This window comes from Actinoplanes sp. CA-051413, assembly GCF_050955795.1.
Classification (GTDB): Bacteria; Actinomycetota; Actinomycetes; order Mycobacteriales; family Micromonosporaceae; genus Actinoplanes.
Genome location: NZ_CP192100.1, coordinates 4,723,156 through 4,746,012, shown reverse-complemented (window position 1 = coordinate 4,746,012; position 22,857 = coordinate 4,723,156). Strand labels below are relative to the sequence as shown.

Genomic DNA, 22,857 nt, shown 5'->3' with positions numbered 1-22,857 from the left:
CCGCCATGAGCATCGAGATGCGACCGGCGCAGGTGGCGACCGCCGGTGACGACGTGCGGACGCTGGCCGACGAGGCCAAGCAGAAGCTGCGCTCGCTGTTCCACCTCAGCGACGTGGCGGCGCAGGCCAACCCCGGCTGGCTGGCCTCGGCGTCACTGACCAACTGCCGCACGGTCTGGGAGCAACGCATGCGGGAGACTGTGGACGCCACGGCCGAGCTGGGCGAGGCGCTGACCGTCTCGGCCGGCGACGCGGCGAACGCCGACGCGGAGGGAGCGGGCCGGCTCACCACCGTCCTGGACACCTTCGGCACCTGACGGGCCGGCCGCGGTCGGGGGCGCCGCGGCCGGCCGTACGCCTCAGTGCTTCAGGCCGTGCTCGATCGCCTCGATGATGCGGGGCCGCAGCTCGGCCGCCTTGATGATGGCGTCCACCGAGCCGACCTCGACCGCGCGCTGGATGCTGTGCACCCGGTCGAACTCGGCCGCCACCTGACCGAGCTTCTCCGAGCGCACCGCCGACTGCACCTCGCCCAGCTGCGCGTTCAGCGCCGCCCGCTCGGCGCCGCTGGCCGCCGCGATCCGCGCCTGCAACTCGGTCACCCGCGGGTCGTTCGCCGTACGGGTGTTGACCTCACCGGAGAACACCACGGCCGCCGCCGGGGCGCCGCCGAGCACCGAGGCGAATGAGCCCTCCAGCGCCAGCACGGTCATCGTCGGGTTCAGCGCCTTGGAGAACACCACGAACGCGCCGCCGTGGTAGCGGGAGATCACGCAGAACACGATCGGGCCCTCGAAGTTGACGATCGCCCGGCCGATCTCGGCGCCGTACTCCAGCTGCAGCTTGCGCATCGACTCCGGCGAGCCGTCGAAGCCGGACAGGTTGGCCAGCACGACCACCGGCCGGTTGCCGGACGCCGCGTTGATCGCCCGGGCGGTCTTCTTCGACGAGCGCGGGAACAGCGTGCCCGCCGTGTAGGTGTCCGGGCCGTCGGTGGGCGGGAAACCGCGCCGCGGCACCGACCGCGACTCGATGCCGATCAGGCAGACCGGCCACCCGCCGAGGTGCACGTCCTGCACCGCGGACGTCTCCGCGTCGGCCATGCCCGCCCAGCGTTCCAGCACCGGGTGGTCCTGGTCGGCCAGGGCGCGCATCACCGTACGGATGTCGAACGGCTTCTTGCGGTCCGGGTTGTGCTCGGTGGAGAAGATCTGCCCGACGGTCGCGAAGTCACTGCCGGGGAAGGTGTGCGGGAACGACGACACGTCACGGTCCACCGGGTCGTCCGTGCGCGCCTTGCGCGGAGCGCTCTCGCCGGGCAGGACGTACGTGTGGTCGTAGTGCGCCATCAGCACGTCGCGGGCCGCCGGCAGGTTGGGCGCCCAGTACTGCGCCTGGCCGTTCGGGCCCATCACCCGGTCGTAGCCGCCGATGCCGAAGTTGTCCTCGGCCGACACGCCGCCGGAGAAGTCCAGCGACTGCTTGCCGGTGAGCACCATCGCCGAGTCCGGCGTCATCACCAGGATGCCCTTGGTGTGCATGAGCATCGTCGCCTCGGCGTTCCAGTACGGCTGGGCGCCCACGTTGATGCCCGCGACGATGATGTTGATCTCGCCGCCCTGCTGGGTGAACGTGACGATCCGCTTGAGCGCGGCCGCGACCCAGTCCATGTTCTCGGTGCCCGAGGTCATCGAGATGCGCGCGCCCGCCGACAGCGCGAACCACTCCAGCGGCACCCGCATCCGCTCGGCCAGGTCCAGCGCGGCGATCACCCGCGAGCACTCCGGCTCGGACAGCGCGCCCAGCGCCTTGGTCGGGTCGCCGAGCAGCACGACCCGGGTGACGCCCTCGGCGTACCGCTCGGTCGGGGTGGTGACGACGCCCGCCACGATCGCCGCGGAGTTGCGGCCCCGGGGCCGGTCCACCGGTACGAGCACGCCGTTCTCGTCGAGGTCGTGCTCGACGAAACTGCCCTGCGGCCCGGCGAGCAGCCCGGTCAGCTCGTACGGGTACACGTTGCCGCGCCGGGCCGCGCGCAGCACCTTCTGCCGGTAGTCGTCCAGCGGCTGCACCGGCTCGGTCGACGGCTTGTCCACGTGCAGCTGCGCGCCGTTGCCCGGGTCCAGGGTGATGCGGACGGCCACCTCGGTCAGCTCGCCCGCGGCGTTGCGCTGGCGGGCCACGAACTGGACCTCCTCCAGCCCGGCCCCGGCCGAGGTCGGCAGGATGCGCTGGACCAGGGCGTTCAGCTCGTCGCTGGTGAGTTCGGTGGCCGGCCAGACGTACATCATGATCCGGTTGGTGTCGAACCGCTTGTTCGGCGGGCGCTGGGCCTGGATGTTGCGGATCGCGTCCAGGCCGGCCGTGATCGCGTCCTCCACCGCGGGCAGCGCGACCAGCCGGCCGTCGGCCTCGCGCAGCGGCGTCAGGTCGCGGACCTGGCCCATCGCGAACAGCCGCTCGTCGGCCGGGTTGCTCTTGGCCACCGCCTTGAACAGGTAGATCTCCTCGTCCGCCGACGGCAGCCGGGTGAGGTCGAACTCGCGCAGCCGCTGCAGCTGGAGGCGCCGCGCGATCTGCGGGTGCAGGCCCCGGATCAGCCTGTCCTCGGCAAAGCCCGCGCCGTCGGGCCGGAAGGTGAAGTGGTGGTGCATGACCGCGCCGCTGGTGCCGGCGACGGTCGTGGTGATCCGGCGGACACCGGCGGGCAGGCTGCACACCGCGAGCAGCTCACCGAGCCGGACCGCCATCGCGTCGGCGTCGGGCTGGTCCTCCCAGGTGACGTAGAGGTCGGCGACCAGGCCGCGCTCGGCGACGTCGGCGGCGAGCGTGCCGACCGCGTCGAGGGCGTCCGGCAGCGTGGCGATGTCCACGGCGGTGGTCACCACGCGGGTCACCCGTTCCGAGCCGGTGTGCACGGCGGTGACGAACCGGCAGCCCGCGATGTCGCGCGCGGTCACCTCGGACAGCCCGCGGTTGCCGTAGTAGCGGCGGGTCAGCACCTCCAGCAGGGCGGCGTGGTCGCGGCCGGGCCGGCCCATCCGCTGCCCGATCAGCCGGACCAGCGGTTCGGCGCTGGCCACCATGGCCTGGATGCGCTCGGCGCGGTCGGCGGCGTCCGGGTTGTTGTCCAGGTAGCGCAGCTCCTCCCGGACCGCGGCGTAGACCTTGGCGCGGTTGCGGCGCAGCAGCGGCTGGACGAACCAGCGGAACACCACCCCACGGGCCAGGTCGGCCACCGCGGGGAAGCGCACCTGGGTCGCCTCCACGAGATGTTCGAGGGTGAGCCCGGCCCGCTCGCTCAGCGACTCGGCCGGCGGCGGCCCGGCCAGCCACTGCCGCAGCAGTTCCGAGACCACGGCGACGTCGGTGGACATGCGCTGCTGGGCCAGGAAGATGCGGAAGACCGCGGCCTCGAGCTCCGGCGTCCGGTCCAGGTCGTTGACGCCGTAGTGGGCCAGCATCTGCCGGAGCTTGACCTGGAACGCCTCGGTGACCCCGGCGCGCTCGACGTCGAGGCTCTGCAGGTAGCTGTGGAAGTACTCACGCGGGCTGTGCACCGGGCTGCCCGGCTCGACCTCCACGTCACCGGCCGGCTTGTTGCGGCTCAGCTCGGACAGATCGGCGAAGACGGTCAGCACGGTCAGCTCACCGGCCAGCGGCTGGCCGCCGAGCTCGGCCCGGGCGGCCAGATAGCCGGTCAGCAGGCGCTTGCGGTCGCGCGGGTCGGCGTCGAAGCCCAGCAGCAGACTGCGCAGATCCTGCAGGCCACGCTCGACGCGGTCGGCGGCGGACACGTCCGCGGGCTCGCCGGGCAGGTCCACCTCGACGGTCTCGCCGGCCCCCGCGGCCTGCACCTCGGTGCCCTCCTCGGCCAGCGGCTCCAGGCGCATCAGCGGCGTACCGGTCTCGACCTGGCTGCCCACCGACACCGGGCACTCCCGCACCCGGGCCCGGAACGGCGCCCGCAGCACCGTCTCCATCTTCATGCTCTCCAGCACCAGGATCGGCGCGCCGGCCTCGACCTCGTCCCCGACGGCCAGCGGCGTGGCCACCACCAGCGCGGGCGCGGGGGAACGCACGACGCCGCCCTCGTCGCGGCTGACCCGGTGGGTGACCCCGTCGACCTCGACCAGGTGGATCGGGCCGTGGGTGGCCGACACCAGCCGGAACCGGTGGCCGTTGACCACGACCCGGCCGCTGTGCGCGTCGAAGCGTTCCACCTCGACGTCGGCCGGGTGCATGTCGCCGCCGCCGGAGATGCCGACCCGGAAACGCTGCCCGCCGACCCGGGCGACGCTCACCCGGTAGGAGGCGCCGCGCAGCTTGAGGTCGAGCGGGCGGGCGATCTCGTGCTGTACCTGGGGCCGGCCGCCGTGCGCGGTGGCCAGCAGGCGCTGCCGGCTGACCTCCTCCTCGTCCTGGTACGCCTCGATCGCGGCCACGGCCAGGGCGATCGCCGAGTGCCGGTGGCTGACCAGGCGGCCCTCGCCGCGGACCCGGTCGATCCAGCCGGTGTCGGCGCTGGCGTCGATCACCTCGGGCTGGTCGAGCAGGTCGAGCACGAAGCTCTTGTTGGTGGTGCCGCCCTCGATGATCACGGTGGTCTCGGCCATCGCGCGGCGCAGCCGGCCCAGCGCCTCGTCCCGGTCCCGGCCGTACGCGATGATCTTGGCAATCATCGAGTCGAAGTCGGCCGGGATGGTGTCGCCCTCGCTGACCCCGGTGTCCACCCGGATGCCGGGCCCGGCCGGCAGCACCAGCCGGGTGATGCGGCCGGGCGACGGGGCGAAGTCGCGGTCCGGGTCCTCGGCGTTCAGCCGGGCCTCGACGGCATGGCCGGACTCGGCCGGCTGCGGGCCGGTCAGCCGCCCGCCCCCGGCCACGTGCAGCTGGAGCCGGACCAGGTCGGTGCCGGTGGTGATCTCGGTGATCGGGTGCTCGACCTGGAGCCGGGTGTTGACCTCCAGGAAGGCGAACAGCTTCTCGCCCGGGTGGTAGAGGAACTCGACGGTGCAGGCGCCGCGGTAACCGACGGCGACGGCGAGCCGCTCGGCCGACGTCTTGAGCTCGGCGGTCTGCTCCGGCGAGAGCACCGGGGAGGCCGACTCCTCGATGACCTTCTGGTTGCGCCGCTGCACCGAGCAGTCGCGCACCCCCAGCGCCCACGCGGTGCCCTGCCCGTCGGCGATGACCTGCACCTCGACGTGGCGGGCCCCGGTGACCAGGCGCTCCAGGAAGACGACACCGGAGCCGAACGCCCGCAGCGCCTCCTGGCTGGTGCGCTCGTACGCGTCGGCCAGATCCTCGCCCGAGGCGACCATCCGGATGCCGCGCCCGCCGCCGCCCGCGGTGGCCTTGAGCATCAGCGGGTAACCGATCCGGTCACCGGCGCGCAGGGCGTCCTCGAGCGTGGCGACCTCGCCGCGGCTCCACGGCGCGACCGGGACGCCGACCTCCTCGGCGATCAGCTTGGCGCCGATCTTGTCGCCGAGCTTGCGCATCGCGTCCGCGCTGGGCCCCACGAAGGTGACCCCGACCTTCTCGCAGAGCTCGGCGAACGCCGGGTCCTCGGCGACGAAGCCCCAGCCGACCCAGGCCGCGTCGGCCCGGGTCTCCACCAGCGCCCGCTCCAGCACGGCGAGGTCGAGATAGGGGCGCGCGGCGGCCGGGCCCAGCAGGTACGCGTGGTCGGCCTCGCGGACGAAGGTCGCGGTGCGATCGGAATCGGTGTAGAGGGCGATCGTCTCGATCCGTGTCCCGGTTTCGGCCGAAAGATCCCGGACAGCGTGAATGAGCCGCATCGCGGCCTCTCCACGGTTGACGATGGCGACACGACTGAACACCGGCTGAGCCTCCCAAGCGCAACGCACAGAAGGCGACGTCCGGGTCCCGGAGCGCCGCCTCCACCTGATCTCTACCTTCCTTGATTACCGGTGGGTACAACAATGCCGGGATCACGCACGCCGGAGCCCGGCTTTTGTGGGAACCCCACAAAAGCGCTTGGACCCCGCCCCGCCGCGGGGTTGTCCGTGCCCGCCGTCAGCCGCCAGAATCAGTGACGATGGCCGATGAACCGAACGAACCGCAGACCGCGCGGATCTGGAACTACTGGCTGGGCGGGACGGAGAACTTCGCCGTCGACCGGCAGGTGGGCGACCAGATCCGCGAGGCGTTCCCGCAGATCGTCGAGAACGCCCGCGCGTCGCGGGCCTTCCTGGTGCGCGCGGTCAGCCACGTCACCGCCGAGGCCGGGATCCGCCAGTTCCTCGACGTCGGCTCCGGCCTGCCGGCCGCCGACAACGTCCACCAGGTGGCGCAGCGGCTGGCGCCGGAGTCCCGGGTCGTCTACGTCGACGTCGACCCCCTGGTGCAGACGCACGCCCAAGCGCTGCTGACAAGCACCCCGCAGGGCGCCACCCGATACCTCCACGCCGACGCCCGGCAGTCCGCGGAGGTGCTGGCCGAAGCCACCCGCACAGTGGACCTGGACCGGCCCGTCGCGCTGATCATGTCGGGCATCCTGGGCCACATCGTCGACGACGACGAGGCAGCCACGATGGTCGACGACTACCTCGCGGCCCTGGCCCCGGGCAGCTATTTCATCGCCCTCGACGGATCCCGCAGCGAGCGGCACGGCACCGCCGAGAAGATCTGGAACGAGCAGGCCAACCCGCCGTACGTGCTGCGCGGCCCCGACCAGTTCGCCCGGTTCTTCGCCGGGCTGGAGCTGATCGACCCGGGAGTGACCTCCGCGCCGTTGTGGCGGCCGGATTCCGGCGTTGCCCGGCCGCTCGACGTGCTGTGCGGGGTCGGCCGCAAGCCCTGAGGGTCACAGAGTGCGCAGGGCCTCCGCCGGGGACAGGCGGGCCGCCCGGGCCGCCGGGTAGAGCCCGGCGAGCGCTCCGACCAGCAGCGCCGCGCCGAGGCCGGCCGCCAGCCCGGCCGGTGGTATCGCGACCGGATCACCGCCGAGCCGCGCGGCCACCGCGGTCGCCAGCACCCCCAGCGCGATCCCCAGCACTCCCCCGATGGCCGCCAGCAGCGTCGACTCCAGCAGGAACTGCGCGGCGACGTGCCGGCGGCGGGCGCCCAGCGCGCGGCGCAGACCGATCTCGCCGCGGCGTTCCAGCACCGAGATCACCATGATGTTGGCGATGCCGACCCCGGCGATCAGCAGGGCGATGCTGCCCAGCCCGAGGAAGAGCCCGACGAAGGTGCCCTTGGCCGCGATCCGGGCGACCAGCAGGTCCGACGGGCGGCGTACCTGGACGTCCTGCTCCCCGTCCGGGACGGTGGTGGCGGTGAGCACGGACGCCACCGCGGCCACCTGGTCCGGATCGGAGCGCAGATAGATGCGGCTCGGCCCGCCGGTACGCCCGAACAGCTCCTCGGCGTTGCGGAAGCTGATCAGCGCCGCGACGTCGAGCTCCGGCGCGACCTCCACCGGCGCGAGCACACCGACCACGGTGAAATAGTGTTCGCCGAGGTAGACCTGCGTCGGCGTGGCCAGGGAGCCGATGCCCAGGATCCGGGCCGCCTCGTGGCCGAGCACGGTCAGCGGGTACCGGTCCGCCGCCGGATCGAGGTAGCGGCCGAGCAGCAGTCGCGCCGACACGGCGGCCGGCAGTGAGGGCTGTGCGGCGAGCACGTTCATGCCGCCGGTCTGCGCCGCCGGGATCGCAGCGCTGCGCCGTACGGTGACATTGCGGACGCTGCCCACGGCCGTGACCGTCCGGACCGGCGGGATGCGCGCGATCATCGGTTCGGCGGTGACGGGCAGCGGCACCTCGCGGCCGTTGACCGACTGTCCGGACGCCACGGTCAGCAGGTTGCCCTGCTCGCCGAGCTGGGTGACCAGGTCGGCCTTGGCCGACTCGGCGATGCCGAGCACCGCGACCACCGCGGCGATCGCGATGGCGATGCCGAGCGCGGACAGCGCCGAGCGCACCCGCCGGGCCCGTAGACCGACGGTGGCCAGGGTGATCGCGTCGGGTAGCCGCAGGCGCGAGGCCATCAGGAGTCCTCTCCGGACGCCGGCCGGGGCCTGCTGTCGGCGACGATCCGGCCGTCGCGCAGGTGCACCTGGCGGCGCATGGCCGCGGCGACGTCGGCGTTGTGGGTGATCAGGACGACGGTGGTGGCGTCGCCGGCGAGTCCGGCGAGCAGCTCGGTGATGCCCGCGCCGGTGACCGAGTCGAGGTTGCCGGTCGGTTCGTCGGCCAGCAGCACCGCCGGCCGGCCCACGACCGCGCGGGCGATCGCGACCCGTTGCCGTTCGCCGCCGGAGAGCTGCCCGGCGCGGTGCCGGATCCGGCCGGTGAGTCCGACCTGGGCCAGCGCCTCGGCGGCGTGCGTACGGCGGGCGGCGGCCGGCATGCCGCGGTACAGCAGCCCGGTCGCCACGTTGTCGAGCACGCTGAGGTGCTCCAGGAGGAAGAACTGCTGGAAGACGAAGCCGAGGCTGGTGGCGCGGACGTCGGACAGCCCCGGGTCGGACAGGGCCGAGGTGTCGGTCCCGGCGATCCGGACCGTACCGTTGGTGGGGCGTTCCAGGGTGCCGAGGATGCTCAGCAGCGTCGACTTGCCGGCACCGGAGGCGCCGGTGATGGCCACCGTCTCGCCCGCGCCGATCACCAGGTTGATGTCGGCGAGCGCGGTGACGGTGGACGGTGGCGGATAGACCTTGCTCACCGCGGAGAGTTCCAGGGCGGCGGTCATGTCGCCGGCACCTCCACGGTGGCGCCCTCGCGCAGGCCGGCGCCCTCGACCTGGACCAGGGTGTCGGAGAACAGGCCCGGGGTGACCCCGATCAGCTGCCGGGTGCCGCCGTCGAGCAGATAGAGGCCGTACCCGCCGCCGGCCAGCGCGACCAGCGCGGTGACCGGTACGGCCAGCACCCCCTCGGCGGAGTCGGTGACCACGCCGACCTCGACCGGCGCCTGGTCGAACCGGGCCCCGGCCACCTGGCGGCCGAGCGTGACCGTGGCCGCCACCGACGGCATCTCGTTGCCGCGGCCGAGCTCCTGCTCGCTCGGCGACGACGCCACAGTGGACAGCTCGCTGACCCGGCCGGGCACTGTGTCGCCGTCGGGGAGGGTGACGGTGACGGCGTCGCGCAGGCGGACGAGATGGCTGTCGGTCACCGGCACCGCCAGGGTCACCGCCACCGTCGGCGACGTACCGGAGAGCACCGCGCCCCCGGCCTCGCCGGCCGCCGGACCGCCGACCTGAGCGGTGACGGTCGTGACCCGCAACCGCCCGGGCTGGAAGGTGACCGCGCCCAGCGCCAGCCGGCCGGTGACCGGCTGGTGGGTCGCCCGCTGCCAGCGGCGCAGCGCGGCGGCGGTGGCCCGGGTGAAGGTGCCGTCGACGGTCAGCCGGGCCGTGGTGGCGTGTCCGAGCGCCACGAGGTTCCGTTCCACCGCGCGCACGTCCGGCCCGGGAGTGACGCCGAGGCTCAGCGACCGCCAGGCGGGCCGGTCGCAGTAGAAGAGCCGGACCGGCCGGTTGTCGACCGCGAACACCCGCCCGCCTCGGGTGATCACCTGGCCCGGCTGCGGCAACCACGTCACCGTGCCATCGGCTCCCTGCCGGTAGACGGCGTACGCGCCGGTGTAGCCGAGCGTCCCGGAGACCCGGGTCGTCGTGGACAGGTCGGTACGGGTCACCGTCGCGGTGCCGGTCGGCACCCCGGCAGCGGCGGACGGCGGCGGAGCGTCGCGCAACCACCAGCCGGCTCCGGCGGTACCGGCCACCACCAGCACGGCCCCGCTGAGAACGGCCCGCCTACGCATTGCCGAGGTTCCCGAGACTCGACATCGCCGCCTCCTCGTCCAGGACGCTGCGACACGCCTCCAGCGCCCGCCGTACAGTCGGATCCTGCTTGCCCCCGGCCGGGATGCCGGTCGGATCGAGCCCGAATCCCTTGCCCGGCGCGAACCGGCTGTCGACCGTCGGATCCTTGACGTTGGGCAGGCCGTTCGCGCGCAGGCACTGCGCCGACTTGACGCCCGCCTGGATCAGCCTGGGCGGCGGCGGGCCCTGGTCCCGCATCGAGAACTTCGCCGCCCGGATCAGCTCACCGCACGCCGCCTCGATCGCGGTCATCTGCTGCTGCTCCACGTCCCGCAGGGCCACGTCGTCGGTGTAGACGTAGCCGTCCGCGGTCAGCAGCGGATCCTGGTAGCGCGGCGCGCCGTGCGCACGGATGCACTGCGCGGCGGCGTGCAGCTCGGCCCGGCGTTCGGCGCTGCTGTCACCGCCGACCGCGTTGGGATTCTCCTCGTCACCCGTTCCCTCACCGGTGCCGGCACTGCCGCTGACAGCCAGCCGCGGCACGGTGGGCGTGGCCGGCTCATCGGTACACGCGCCGGCCGTGCCGAGAAAGACCAGCGCGGCACTGACCGCGGCGGCCACCCGGTAGCGCTTCATCACAAACCCCGTTCGTCGGTTCCGCAGGACGCCGACAGGTCTACCGGCCCGGTGATGACACCAGCGCTACGCGCGCTGTCGGACCGATGTCATGTCCCGGGGAGCACAATGTCGCCATGCGCGTGCTGGTGGTCGAGGACCACGTCACGCTGGCCGCCCGGATCGGCGAGGGGCTGCGCGACGCGGGGATGGCGGTCGACGTGGTGCACGACGGTGCCGCGGCGCTCGGTGGTGCCGCCGGCACGGACTACGACGTGATCGTGCTGGACCGGGACCTGCCCGTGGTGCACGGCGACCAGGTGTGCCGGTCGCTGGCCACCGGCGGCGGCGCCCGGATCCTGCTGCTGACTGCGGCCACCACGGTAGGCGACCGGGTCGACGGTCTGGAGCTCGGCGCCGACGACTATCTCGGCAAGCCGTTCGCCTTTCCCGAGCTCGTCGCGCGGGTACGGGCGCTGGCCCGCCGTACCCCGTCGGCGCCGCCGCTGGTCCGCCGGGGCGACCTGACCGTGGACCGGGCCCGGCACCGTGCCGACCGGGCCGGGCGGGCCCTGTCGCTGACCCGCAAGGAGTTCGGCGTGCTGGAGATGCTGGCGGCCGCCGACGGCTCGGTGGTCAGCGCCGAGGAGCTGCTGGAGCACGTCTGGGACGCCCACGCGGACCCGTTCAGCAACGTGGTGTCGGTGACGCTGGCCCGGTTGCGGCGCAAGCTCGGCGCCCCGCCGCTGATCGAGACCGTGGTCGGCCGGGGCTACCGCCTGTGACGACCACCTGGCGTGCGATCCGGCCCCGGCTGACCGTCCGGGTCCGGCTCACCCTGCTGTACACCGGGCTCTTCGCCGCCTGCGGAATGATCCTGGTGGCGATCACCTACGGCCTGCTCGCCGGCAACCTGCCCGAGCCGTCCCAGCCCAAGATCGGAACGAGCACGACCGACGGGAAATTGATGCCCGGGTCCGAGCTCGCCGAGGCGTGCGCGAAGGCGACGACCGACCCCGCAGCCCAGCCGGGCCTGCTGACCAAGTGCAAGGCGGCGTACCAGGAGGGCATCCTCGAAGGGGCGACCACCCAGCGGCAGGCGACACTCGACCAGCTGTTGCGGTACTCACTCGGCACGCTCGCGGCGGTCACCCTCCTGGCGGCGGCGGCCGGGTGGCTCGTCGCCGGCCGGGTGCTGCGCCCGGTGCACCGGATCACCGCGGCGGCCCGCGACGCCTCCGAGGACCACCTCGCGGCCCGGGTGGGGCTGACCGGCCCGCACGACGAGCTGCGCGAACTGGCCGACACCTTCGACGCCATGCTGGACCGGCTGCAGACCGCGTTCGAGGGCCAGCGCCGCTTCATCGCCAACGCCGGCCACGAGCTGCGCACCCCGCTGACCGTCATGCGGACCGCCGTCGACGTGGTGCTGGCCAAACCGGAACCGACCCGCGACGAGCTGATCGGCATGGGCCGCGACGTCCGGACCGCCGTGACCCACGCCCAGGCCCTGATCGACGCGCTGCTCACCCTGGCCCGTACCGACCGCGGCCAGATCGGCCGGGAGCCGGTCGACCTGGCGACGGTCACCGAGGACGCGATCGACGCCGCGGCACCGACACCCGGCTCGGCGAGGCTGCACACCTCACTGGCCCCGGCTCCGACCAGCGGCGATCCGATCCTGTTGGAACATCTCGCGGCGAACCTGGTGGACAACGCTGTGCGCTACAACGTTCCGGGCGGCGCGGTGTGGGTGAGCACGGCCAGCGCCGGCGGCCGGGTGGTGCTCACCGTGGACAACACCGGGCCGGTGATCGCCCCGGAGGCGGTAGAGACGCTGTTCGAACCGTTCCGGCGGCTGCGGGAGCGGACCGGGGACGGCGGCTTCGGGCTGGGGCTGGCGATCGTGGCGTCGATCGCGGGCGCGCACGGCGGCGAGGCGGTGGCCGGGGCCCGTCCCGGCGGCGGCCTGAGCGTGACGGTCAGCCTGCCGACCCGTACGCCCTAACGCCCGTCAGCCACCGCGGACGGCGTGGCCCGGCCGGTCCTCAGTTCGCGGGCGATGACCGTCAGCAGGTGCTGGGCGCTGACCGGCTTCTGCAGCAGGATCGCCCCGGTCGGCAGGGTGCCGCGCGCCGCCAGGATGCTCTCCGCGTAGCCCGACATGTACACCACCCGCAGTCCCGGCAGTTCCCGGTGCACAGCGGTGACCATGTCCGGCCCGTGCATGTCGGGCAGCACCACATCGGTCAGCAGCAGGTCCAGGACGTCGGCCGTCGCGGCCAGCGTCAGCGCTTCGGCGGCGGTGCGCGCCGACCGGACCCGGTACCCGTTGCGGTCCAGGACGCGTTCGGTCAGGGCGCGCAGCCCCTCGTCGTCCTCGACCAGCAGGATCGTCTCGCCGGCGCCCGGGCGTACCCGCGTCGACGTGCGGGCCGCCGGGCCCGCGTTCTGCTCGGTGACCGGGAGCAGCGCGGCGATGGTCGTGCCGTGGCCCAGCTCCGAGTAGAGCTGGGCGTGCCCGCCGGCCTGGGCGATGATGCCGTAGATCGTGGCCAGGCCGAGCCCGGTGCCCTGGCCCTTCGGTTTGGTGGTGAAGAACGGTTCGAAGGCCCGTTCCAGCGTCTCCTGGTCCATGCCGGTGCCGGTGTCGCTGACCGCCAGCCGCATGTACTGCCCGGTGCGGACGCCCGGGTGCTGCGCCGCGTAGTGCTCGTCGACCGTGACGGCGTCGGTGTCGATGGTCAGGGTGCCGCCGTTGGGCATCGCGTCGCGGGCGTTGACGGCCACGTTGACCAGCACCTGTTCCAGCCGGCCGACGTCGGCCAGCACCGGCGCCGAGTCCTCGGTGAGCCGGGTGATCAGCGTGATGTCCTCGCCGAGGGTGCGGCGCAGCAGCTTCTCCACGTCCGCCACCACACCGTTGAGGTCAAGGGCGGTCAGTTCGGCGACCGTGTCGGCCCGGGCGAACGCCAGCAGCTGGCGGGTGAGACCGGCGGCCCGGTCGCCCGCCGCGACGATCTGCAGCAGGTCGTCGTGCAGCCGGGCCCACGTGGGGTCGCGGGCCGCCAGCTCCTCGACGTCGGCGGCGGACATGCCCGCGTAGCCGTTGATGATGCCCAGCAGGTTGTTGAAGTCGTGCGCGATGCCGCCGGCCAGCTGCCCGAGGCTCTCCAGCCGTTCCGACTGGCGCAGCCGCTGGCGCAGGTGGTGCCGCTCGGTGACGTCGTCGACGACGGCGCACCGCACGGTGCGCCCGGCGAAGGTGGTCAGGTGCGAGGTCACCTCGACCTCGGTCACCCGGCCGTCGTGCTTGCGGTGCCGGCGGGCCCGGCAGCGTTCGACCGGCGCGGCCGCGGCCAGTTCTTCCCGTACGGCGGCAGCGTCATCAGCCGGGCAGAGGTCGGTGACCACGGCGCTGAGCAGGGCTTCCCGGTCCAGGCCGAAGTAGTGCACGGCGGCGTCGTTCACCGCCATCACGGCCAGCGTCTCGACGTCGAACAGGTAGATCGGATAGGGGTTGGCGTCGAACAGCTGCCGGTAGTTGCGTTCGTGCTCGCGGGCCAGCTCCTCGGCCCGGCGCCGCTCCCCCAGCTCCCGGTCGACCGCGGCGAGCAGGCCGGCGAACTCGGCGCCGAGATCACTGACCTCCCGCGGGCCGGTGACAGTCACCGCCGGCTCCAGGTGACCACTGGTCGCGGCGGCCCGGACGGCGGTGCGCAGCCGGCCGATGGGCCTGGTGATCCGGCGGTACACCAGCAGCGTCGCCAGCAGGCCGGCGAGCAGCCCCACGGCGGTGATCCCGGCCTGGCGGCGGGCGAGCCGGTGCGCGGCGGCCAGGGCGGCGGACCGGTCGGCGCCCGCGTACACCCGCCAGCCGAGGCCGGGGACGGTGCTGGACCCGTACACCCGGCGCAGGCCGGCCACGTCGGTGCCGGCGCCGGATCCGCCGGTGAAGCGGCTGGCCCGCACGGCGGTGCCGGCCCACCGGCCGGCGTCGGGCCACCGGGTGACGATGGTGGCGCCGTCACCGGAGGTGAGCAGGAACTCCAGGCCACGGGCCCCGCCGAAGGTGCCGCCGGCCGCGGCGGCCAGCCCGATCAGGTCGACGAACGCGACCACCATGCCGCGTCCGGCCATGGGCGCGGACAGCAGCACCGCCGGCCGGCCGGTGCGGTCGTCGGTCACCGGACCGACGGTGCCGGGCGTACGGGACGCGGCGGCGACCCACGAGGCACCCCGGTACGCGACCGCCTCGTCCTCCCCCGGCGGTTGCGAGGAGCACACCACCGAGCCGTCGCTGCGCAGCACGTCGAGGTGGCCGTCCTGCGGCCCGCCCAGCGAGAACGAGAGCCGGCAATCCTCGGGCTCGTCGAACACGGCGGCGGCGCCCGGGCTGGTGGCGACCGCGTCGACGCTCGACCGGACGCTGGCCACGCTGCGCCCGAGCTGCTCGGCGGCCTTGCCCGCACCGAACTCGGCGTCGGCCCGGGCGGCGGACAGGCCGTCGCGTTCGGCGCTCTCCCACCCGAAGCCCAGGGCGACGGTGGCGGCCAGCACGAACAGCGCCAGCAGCGCGCCGAGGTACGACCGCAGCGGCATCGGGCTCTTCGTCAGCATCCGGGGCACCGCTGCCTCGACTTCCCGGCCCGCGACTTCCCGGCCCACGACGGCGGCACCGGAACCGCCGAACGACGAGAGCGACATTACCGCTCGCCCGCGTACCGGTCCGGGACTCGACGAGATTGCTCCCGATCCCCCGGCACCCGGCCGAATCGGCGATAACCCCACGGCCCGCGGAAGGTTGGCCGAAGCTGAAGGTGACCGGACAGTGCGGCAGCCGACCGAGGAGTGAACGTGGCGCGTGGCGGCGGGTGGGGCTCGGCGTTCGACAATCGATCGCTGCGGACCAAGATCGGGGCGGCCGTGCTGGTCGCGACGGCCATGGGCGTGATGATCGCGGCGATCTCGCTGCAGACGCTCGACCAGATGAGCGACACCTCGATCGCCGCGCAGCGCGAGAACCTAACCGTGCTGAAGGCGTCCTCGGCCGTGGGGCAGAACCTGGAGAGCTTCGTCGGTTCGACCAGCGCGATGAAGGCGTACCCGGCGATCGCGGCCGAGATCGGCAAGGGGATGGCCGAGCAGCAGCAGGCCATCGATTCCGGGTTGCAGGTGCTGGCGGCCAACCTCAGCGACGCGCCCGGCCGGGCCGTGATCACCCGCATGCAGACCGACTGGGACACGTTCAAGACCTTCATCACCGGCGTCTCCACCGTCTCCACGCCGGCCGAGCAGGCCGCCGGGCTCGCCAAGTTCACCGAACTGCACGACGCGCTGCTGGCCGACCAGGCCCAGGTGGAGAAGTACGTCTCCGACCGGGTGTCCGCGCAGATCGCGGCGGCCGAACAGCGCAAGAGCGATGCGGTTCGCACGGTCGTGATCCTGCTCGTGGTGGGCGTGGTGATCAGCCTGTACCTGGGGATGCGGGTGGCCAACCGGGTCCGTCGCGCGGTCGCCGGTGTATCGCACGCCGCGGAGGGGCTGGCCGACGGTGACCTGACCCGTACCTGTGAGGTGCGGGAGCGCGACGAGGTCGGCCGGATGGCCGCCCTGCTGGACCGCGGCATCGGCCGGCTGCGGCAGGACATCGTCCAGCTGGCCGGGAACGCGACCACCCTGCAGAACTCGGCCGAGCAGCTGACCGCGGTCTCCGGCGCGGTGGGCTCGGCCGCCACCGAGGCGTCCGTGCAGGCCGGCTCGGTCGCCACGGCGGCGGACGTGGTCTCGAACAACCTGCAGATAGTCTCCACCGGCTCGCAGGAGGTGGGCGCCTCGATCCGGGAGATCAGCGCGTCGACCTCGGAGGCGACCGGCGTGGCGGCCAAGGCCGTGGCGGTCGCCGCCGCCACCAACGCCACCGTCGCGCGCCTGGGCGAGTCGTCCACCGAGATCGCCACCGTCGTCAAGGTCATCACCGCGATCGCCGAGCAGACGAACCTGCTGGCGCTGAACGCGACGATCGAGGCCGCCCGCGCGGGCGACGCCGGCAAGGGCTTCGCGGTGGTCGCGAGCGAGGTCAAGGACCTGGCCCAGGAGACGGCCAAGGCCACCGAGGACATCGTGCGCCGGGTGGAGACGATCCAGTCGGACACCTCCGGCGCGGTGGCGGCGATCGGCGAGATCAGCGCGATCATCGAGCAGATCAACGGCATCCAGGTGACGATCGCGTCCGCCGTCGAGGAACAGACGGCCACCACCCAGGAGATGAACCGGACCCTCTCGGAGGCCGCCGACGGCGCCGGCAACATCGCGGCGACCATCGCCGGGGTCTCGGACGCCACCCGGCGCACCACCGACACCATCGACGAGACCAGCCAGGCCGCCGCCGAGCTGGCCGTGATGTCCCGGCAGCTGCAGGACCTGGTGTCGCGCTTCCGTTACTGACCGAGGGGAAAGACGTGCGTTCTCTGAGCATGCGGACCAGCCTGCTGGCCGCCGCGGCCGTCGCTCTGCTGGTGGCCCTGGTCGTCGGGGCCGTCGGGATCCTGCGCACCAACACCACCGCCGGCCGGGCCGAGGCCATCTACACCGAGGCCCTGGTGCCGCTGGCCACGGTCAAGGACATCCAGCAGATCATCTGGCACGCGCGGTGGGCGAGCCTGTCGAACCTGACGGCCACGGACCCCACCAAGGCCACCGCGTACGGGCAGGAGGCCACGACCTACTACGACCTGGTCACCACCAGGCTGCAGGAGTACGAGGGCCTCACCGTCTCCGCCGAGGAACGCGCCGCGATGGCGACGTTCCAGGCCACCTGGACGAACTACCTCGACCTGCGCAAGCAGTCCAGCACCCTGAAGAACGCCGGCAAGGTCCAGGAGTGGGAGCAGTTCCGCAGCACCACGTTGAACCCCGCCACCGCCCAGGCGCTCAAGGACCTCGACGCCCTGGTGGCCATCTCCCAGCGGGAGGCCACCGCCAGCGCCGCCGCCGCCCGGTCCGCGGCCGACCAGGCCCGCCTCACCATCAGCGTCGTCCTCGCCGTCGGTGTCCTCCTCGCCGCGGCGTTCGCACTGCTCGTGGCCCGGGCCCTCAACCGGCGCCTGCACGCGCTGCGCGAGGTGGTGACGGCGATGGCGGACGGCGACCTCACGGAACGGCAGCCGGACACCGGCGCCAACGAGATCGGCGAGATGTCGCGCGCGGTGCACCGCGCGTCCGGTCAGCTGCGGACCACGATGCAGACGCTCGCGGGCATGAGCTCCGGCCTGTCCGAGCGCTCCACCGAGCTGCAGCAGGCCAGCCGCAGCCTCAGCGGCAGCACCGACCAGGCGTCCGTACGGGTCGGCGCGATCGACACGGCGGCCGGCGAGGTCAGCGCCGGCGTGCAGGCCGTGGCGAGCGGCGCCGAGGAGATGGGCGCCGCGATCCGCGAGATCGCGATGAGCGCCACCGACGCGGCCCAGGTGGCGGCCGGCGCGGTGGCCACGGCCTCGCACGCCCAGCAGATCATGTCCAAGCTGGACGCCTCGTCGGCCGAGATCGACAGCGTGGTCAAGGCGATCACCGCCATCGCCGAGCAGACCAACCTGCTCGCCCTCAACGCCACCATCGAGGCCGCCCGGGCCGGGGAGACCGGCAAGGGGTTCGCGGTGGTGGCCGGCGAGGTCAAGGATCTGGCCCAGGAGACGGCGAAGGCCACCGAGGAGATCAGCCGGCGGACCGAGGTCATCCAGGCCGACACCCGCGCCGCGGTGGAGGCGATCGCCGGCATCGGTGACGTGATCGAGAAGATCAACGACTACCAGAACACCATTGCTTCGGCGGTGGAGGAACAGAGCGCCACGACCAACGGCATGACCGGCGACCTGAACCGGGCCGCCGGCGGCACGGCGGAGATCAGCGGGCAGCTCGCCGAGGTGGTCCAGGTGACCACGGCGACCCGCGACGCCGCCCAGGCCACCGAGACGACGGCGGCCGAGCTCGCCGACATCTCCGGCCGGCTGAACACGATGGTCGCCGTCTTCCGCTACTGACGGGGTTGCAACGTCCGGTCGCCGCTGTGCACGCTCGCGCTGGCCCGCTACCGCGATCGGCCGGATCAGCTATGCGGAGTCCGTACGGTTCGAGCGTTTCCACGAGCAGGCCTATCGACACAGCCGCCGCCGTCCGGGCCCTGGCGCGGGCGAGACCGTCATCGACCCGGAGCTGGTGACCCGCCTGGTCGCCCGCCGCCGCGAACGGGACCCGCTGGAGGCCGTGACCGACCGCGAGCGGGCCGTGCTGGCGCTGATGGCCCAGGGGCTGTCGAACGCCGCCGTGGCCGCTGACCTGCATCTGGCCGTCAAGACGGTCGAGGCCCACGGCACCGCCATCTTCACCGAGCTGGGCCTGATCCCCGCCGATCGCGAGCACCGGCGGGTCCTGGCCGTGCTGACCTTTCTGCGTGCCTGAGCCGTCACCGGCCGCAGCGGACATTGACTTGCCGCGATCGCGGCCAGATGCTGGGACTTCGCCGCCAGGGAGGGAGCGATGCAGACCCGGCTGTCCCGCACGAACGACACGGCGCTGGTCCTCGCGGCGCGCGCGGGTGATCGTGGCGCCCTGGACGAGCTCGTCCGGACCCACCTGCCGCTGGTGTACAACCTGGCCCGGCAGGCGCTGGGCGGGCATCCCGACGTCGACGACGTCGTGCAGGAGGTCATGCTGCGCATGGTGCGGCAGCTGCCGGCGCTGCGCTCCGCCAAGAGTTTCCGGCCCTGGCTGACGGCCATCACGGTGCACCAGATCGGCACCCAGCTGGCCCGCGGCCGGGTCGCCGCGGCCCGCACCGCGGACCTCGACGAGCTGGCCGGGCTGCCCGACGCGGGCGCGGAGCCCGAGGGGGCCACGCTGCTGCGGGTGGAGCTGTCGGTGCAGCGGCGGCAGGTGATGCATGCCGGGCGGTGGCTGTCCGCCGAGGAGCGGACGGTGCTCGCGCTGTGGTGGCTGGAGACGGTGGGTGAGCTGACCCGGGCCGACGTGGCGGTGGCTCTGGGCGTCAAGATCGCGCATGCCGGCGTACGGCTGCAGCGCATGCGCGACCACCTCGAGACGGCCCGCTCGATCGTCGCCGCACTCGACGCCGTGCCCGGCTGCGGCCGGCTCAGTGCCGTCGTGGCCGGCTGGGACGGGGTGCCGAGCCCGTTCTGGCGCAAGCGCATCGAGCGGCACCTGCGCTCCTGTCCCACCTGCGCGCCCGCCCGCGAGGGCCTGCTGCCCACCGAGCGGCTGCTCGCCGGATTCGCCCTGCTGCCCGTTCCCCCGACGCTCACCAGCGAGCACGTGCCGGTCGAGGCGTTCTCCCGGGCCTCCCTGCTCGGCCGCTGGGGCGCGGCGCTGCGGGCTCATCCGGTCGGCGCCGCCCTGACCGCCGGCGCGCTGGCCGCCGGTCTGGTCGTCACCATGGCCGGCTGGTCGAGCCTGCCCCCGGTGGCCCGCGCCGTGCTCGCCGGTTCGCCGTCACCCGCGCCGCTGCTGAAGGTCGGGAAGGTGTCGCTGGAATCGGCCAACGCCAAGGGGCAGTTCGTCGCGCTGTCCGCCGGCCGGGGCGTGCTCACGCCGGCCGGGGCCACCCTGGAGGTCGTCCCCGGCCTCGCCGGCCGGGGCTGTTTCTCGCTGCGCACTGCCGACGGGATGCACCTGCGCCATGCGTCCTGGCGGCTGGTGGCCGGCTTCGACGACGGCACCGCGCTGTTCCACGGCGACGCCACGTTCTGCCCGCGGGCCGGCCTGGCCGCCGGTTCGGTGTCGCTGGAGTCGGCCAACTACCCCGGCTGGTTCCTGCGCCACGTGGACGGCGAGCTGTGGGTCGACCAGCTCGACGGCAGCGCGGGCTTCCGCGCCGACAGTTCCTTCCTGGTCCGTCCGCCCCAGAAGTGAGCTGACCGATCTCAGCCCAGCCAGGCGACCACCGCGATGAGCGTCACCGCCGCGGCCGCCGTGGACAGCACGATGGTGTCCCGGGCGAAACCCTCACCGCGACCGTAACGGCTGGCGAAGACGAAGATGTTCTGCGCGGTCGGCAGGGCCGCGGTCACCACGGCCGCGAGCAGCGCCGGGCCGGTCAGTCCCAGGGCATAGTGCCCGATCCCGTACGCCAGCAGCGGATGAACCAGCGCCTTCAGCACGACCGCCGCCAGTCGATCCGGCGCGTCCGGTCCCGGGCGCAGCGGCCGGCTCCCGCGCAGCGACATACCCAGCGCCAGCAGCGTCATCGGCACCGCAGCCCCGCCCAGCAGCACGAACGGCTGCAGCAACGGTTGGGGCATGTCCCAGCCCGACACGGCCACCGCGATGCCGGCCGCGGACGCGATCATCAGCGGGTTGCGGGCCGGCATCGCCGCCAGCCGGCCCAGTGACGGCCGTTGCTCCCCGGTCGCCACCTCCAGCACGGCCAGCGCCGTCGGGCTGGCCAGCAGCACCTGGAACATCAGCACCGGCGCGATGAACGCCACGTCACCGAGCACGTAGGCGGCGATCGGGATCCCCAGGTTGCCCGCGTTGACGTAGCTGGCGGCGAGCGCGCCGATGGTCAGTTCGGCGACGCTGCGCCGCCACAGCAGCCGGGCCAGCGTGACGTACAGCGCGGCGACGATGAGGGTGCTGAGCACGAACGCGGCGAGCGCCCCGGTGAAGATCCGGCCGATCGTGGACGTGGCCAGGGTGACGAACAGCAGCGCCGGCGCGGTGACGAAGAACGCGAGCCGGGTCAGCGTGTCCAGCCCGGCCGCCCCCAGCAGCCCGAACCGGCCGATCAGGTAGCCGACGAGGACGAGCGCCCAGACGACGGCGAAGCCGGTGACGACCTCACGCACCCGCAAGCCACCGTTCGATCAGATCCACAACTGCAGCAGTCTGTCACGCCGGTGTCGCGTCCTCGTCGCGCTGGTACACGTCGGGGATGTCGTCACGGTCGGCGTCGACGTTCTCCTCGTCGTAGATGCCCCGGTAGGTGCGGTTGCGGATCCGCAGGATGACCGTGGCGAACAGTGCGGCGGCCAGCGAGCCGGTCAGCACGGCCACCTTGACGTGGTCGTCGAGGTCACTGCCGATGCCGAACGCCAGCTCCCCGATGAGCAGCGACACGGTGAAGCCGATGCCGCCGAGCACGGCCAGCCCGACCACGTCCACCCAGGCGAAACTGGCGTCCAGCCGGGCCCGGGTGAACCGGGTGACCAGCCAGGTCGCCCCGGTGATGCCCAGCGGCTTGCCCAGCACCAGCCCGGCCACGATGCCCACGGCGACGGGATCGCTGAGGGCCGCGCCCAGGCCGCTGAGCCCGCCGACCGCGACGCCGGCCGACATGAGCGCGAAGATCGGTACGGCGATGCCGGCGGACAGCGGCCGGAACCGGTGCTCGAAGTGCTCGGCCAGGCCCGGCCCGGCCTCGGGACCGCCGGCTTTGCGGCTGCGCAGCACCGGTACGGCGAAGCCGAGCAGCACCCCCGCGACCGTGGCGTGCACCCCGGAGGCGTGCATCAGCGTCCACGTGGCGAACGCCAGCGGCAGCAGCAGCCACCACGAGCGCACCCGCCGCTGCACCAGCACGGTGAACGCGGCCAGCGGCACCAGCATGGCGAGCAGCGGCAGCACGGACAGGTCCGAGGTGTAGAAGACGGCGATGATGACGATGGCGAGCAGGTCGTCGACCACCGCCAGGGTCAGCAGGAAGGTCCGCATCGCCTGCGGCAGGCAGCGGCCGATCACCGCCAGCACGGCGAGCGCGAAGGCGATGTCGGTCGCGGTCGGGATCGCCCAGCCCTTCCCCTGACCCGAGGAGAGGTTGACCAGGGCGTAGATGACCGCGGGCACGACCACCCCACCGACGGCAGCGGCGATCGGCACCGCCGCGCGCCGGGGGTCGCGCAGGTCACCGGCGACGAACTCGCGCTTGAGCTCCAGACCGGCGACGAAGAAGAAGATCGCCAGCAGGCCGTCGGCGGCCCACGTCGCCATCGACAGGTCGAGGTGCAGCGCCTCGGGCCCGGCCGTAAAAGCGCGCAGGGCTTCGTAGCTGTCGCCCCACGGGGAGTTCGCCCAGATCAGCGCGGCCACGGCCCCGGCCAGCAACAGCATCCCGCCGATGGTCTCCTTGCGCAGGATGTCGGCGATGCGGCGGGCCTCGGGCCAGGACCCCCGGCCGAGAAGATGCGGGCCGCGGCGCGGTTCCTGCGTCATGGGCGCTCCTGTTTGCGGGGTCGGGTCGGACGTTGCCGACCAGACTTCCCGGCGCACCTGCCCGGGAGTCTAGCCGCACAAACTATCCGTGCCCGGCGACACGGCGTTCATCACAGCCGCATGAATTCCACCGCCGCCGTCTCGGCAGCGCACGCCGCCTGCACCCCGTCGGGCGCCGGCTCACCGGCCGTCGCCGCCCCGGGGCCGAAGGTCCCGGCCCGG

The 22,857-nt window shown here is 73.2% G+C and carries 16 protein-coding genes; 8 read left to right on the top strand and 8 right to left on the bottom strand.

Going from position 1 to position 22,857, the window contains the following annotated elements; translation table 11 throughout:
• Positions 1–5 precede the first annotated feature (5 nt).
• The gene (locus tag ACQP2Y_RS22405; RefSeq protein WP_433731321.1) at positions 6–317 is read left to right on the top strand and encodes a hypothetical protein; all 312 of its coding nucleotides are present in this window, start codon (positions 6–8) and stop codon (positions 315–317) included.
• A 42-nt stretch (positions 318–359) separates the two neighbouring features.
• On the opposite strand, the gene ACQP2Y_RS22400 is transcribed toward ACQP2Y_RS22405, so the two are convergent.
• Positions 360–5,846, bottom strand: coding sequence for a biotin carboxylase N-terminal domain-containing protein (locus tag ACQP2Y_RS22400; RefSeq protein ID WP_433731319.1), 5,487 nt, complete (start codon positions 5,844–5,846; stop codon positions 360–362).
• A 218-nt stretch (positions 5,847–6,064) separates the two neighbouring features.
• On the opposite strand from ACQP2Y_RS22400, the gene ACQP2Y_RS22395 reads away from it, so the two are divergent.
• The gene (locus tag ACQP2Y_RS22395) at positions 6,065–6,829 is read left to right on the top strand and encodes an SAM-dependent methyltransferase (RefSeq protein ID WP_433731317.1); all 765 of its coding nucleotides are present in this window, start codon (positions 6,065–6,067) and stop codon (positions 6,827–6,829) included.
• A gap of 3 nt (positions 6,830–6,832) precedes the next feature.
• Here the strand turns inward: ACQP2Y_RS22395 and ACQP2Y_RS22390 are convergent, their stop codons facing one another.
• The 4 genes from ACQP2Y_RS22390 to ACQP2Y_RS22375 are packed head-to-tail and all read right to left on the bottom strand — an operon-like array spanning position 6,833 to position 10,434.
• The gene (locus tag ACQP2Y_RS22390) at positions 6,833–8,017 is read right to left on the bottom strand and encodes an ABC transporter permease (protein ID WP_433731315.1); all 1,185 of its coding nucleotides are present in this window, start codon (positions 8,015–8,017) and stop codon (positions 6,833–6,835) included.
• Entirely contained in the window at positions 8,017–8,721 is a 705-nt protein-coding gene (locus ACQP2Y_RS22385; RefSeq protein WP_433731313.1) for an ABC transporter ATP-binding protein, read from the bottom strand. The genes ACQP2Y_RS22390 and ACQP2Y_RS22385 overlap by 1 nt, the downstream gene beginning before the upstream one ends.
• Positions 8,718–9,797, bottom strand: coding sequence for a peptidoglycan-binding protein (locus tag ACQP2Y_RS22380; protein ID WP_433731311.1), 1,080 nt, complete (start codon positions 9,795–9,797; stop codon positions 8,718–8,720). Before ACQP2Y_RS22380 ends, ACQP2Y_RS22385 begins: the two co-directional genes overlap by 4 nt.
• A complete protein-coding gene (locus ACQP2Y_RS22375) occupies positions 9,790–10,434 on the bottom strand; it encodes a hypothetical protein (RefSeq protein WP_433731309.1) in 645 nt (214 codons plus the stop codon). Before ACQP2Y_RS22375 ends, ACQP2Y_RS22380 begins: the two co-directional genes overlap by 8 nt.
• A 116-nt stretch (positions 10,435–10,550) precedes the next feature.
• Here ACQP2Y_RS22375 and ACQP2Y_RS22370 point away from each other — a divergent pair, with 116 nt between their 5' ends.
• Positions 10,551–11,198 (top strand): response regulator transcription factor, encoded by a 648-nt coding sequence (locus ACQP2Y_RS22370; RefSeq protein WP_433731307.1) that lies wholly within the window; start codon positions 10,551–10,553, stop codon positions 11,196–11,198.
• Complete coding sequence (locus ACQP2Y_RS22365; protein ID WP_433731305.1) at positions 11,195–12,421, top strand: sensor histidine kinase; 1,227 nt, start codon at positions 11,195–11,197, stop codon at positions 12,419–12,421. Before ACQP2Y_RS22370 ends, ACQP2Y_RS22365 begins: the two co-directional genes overlap by 4 nt.
• Here the strand turns inward: ACQP2Y_RS22365 and ACQP2Y_RS22360 are convergent.
• Positions 12,418–15,120 carry an ATP-binding protein gene (locus ACQP2Y_RS22360; protein WP_433731303.1) on the bottom strand — a complete coding sequence of 901 codons (2,703 nt, stop codon included), beginning with the start codon at positions 15,118–15,120 and terminating at the stop codon, positions 12,418–12,420. The genes ACQP2Y_RS22365 and ACQP2Y_RS22360 overlap by 4 nt on opposite strands.
• A 150-nt stretch (positions 15,121–15,270) precedes the next feature.
• On the opposite strand from ACQP2Y_RS22360, the gene ACQP2Y_RS22355 reads away from it, so the two are divergent.
• The 4 genes from ACQP2Y_RS22355 to ACQP2Y_RS22340 all read left to right on the top strand — a co-directional run bounded on the left by ACQP2Y_RS22355 (position 15,271) and on the right by ACQP2Y_RS22340 (position 20,337).
• Positions 15,271–16,860 (top strand): methyl-accepting chemotaxis protein, encoded by a 1,590-nt coding sequence (locus tag ACQP2Y_RS22355; RefSeq protein ID WP_433731301.1) that lies wholly within the window; start codon positions 15,271–15,273, stop codon positions 16,858–16,860.
• Positions 16,861–16,874: 14 nt separating this feature from the next.
• On the top strand, positions 16,875–18,452 hold the full coding sequence (locus tag ACQP2Y_RS22350) for a methyl-accepting chemotaxis protein (RefSeq protein WP_433731299.1): 1,578 nt from the start codon (positions 16,875–16,877) through the stop codon (positions 18,450–18,452).
• Positions 18,453–18,627: 175 nt separating this feature from the next.
• The gene (locus tag ACQP2Y_RS22345; protein ID WP_433731297.1) at positions 18,628–18,870 is read left to right on the top strand and encodes a helix-turn-helix domain-containing protein; all 243 of its coding nucleotides are present in this window, start codon (positions 18,628–18,630) and stop codon (positions 18,868–18,870) included.
• Positions 18,871–18,948: 78 nt separating this feature from the next.
• Positions 18,949–20,337: a sigma-70 family RNA polymerase sigma factor gene (locus tag ACQP2Y_RS22340; RefSeq protein WP_433731295.1), complete on the top strand. Its 1,389-nt coding sequence runs from the start codon at positions 18,949–18,951 to the stop codon at positions 20,335–20,337.
• A gap of 11 nt (positions 20,338–20,348) precedes the next feature.
• Here ACQP2Y_RS22340 and ACQP2Y_RS22335 read toward each other — a convergent pair whose 3' ends face one another.
• Together ACQP2Y_RS22335 and nhaA are read right to left on the bottom strand one after the other, a co-directional pair.
• Positions 20,349–21,272 (bottom strand): AEC family transporter, encoded by a 924-nt coding sequence (locus ACQP2Y_RS22335; protein ID WP_433731293.1) that lies wholly within the window; start codon positions 21,270–21,272, stop codon positions 20,349–20,351.
• A 43-nt stretch (positions 21,273–21,315) separates the two neighbouring features.
• Positions 21,316–22,635, bottom strand: coding sequence for a Na+/H+ antiporter NhaA (gene nhaA / locus ACQP2Y_RS22330; protein ID WP_433731291.1), 1,320 nt, complete (start codon positions 22,633–22,635; stop codon positions 21,316–21,318).
• Positions 22,636–22,857: the final 222 nt, after the last annotated feature.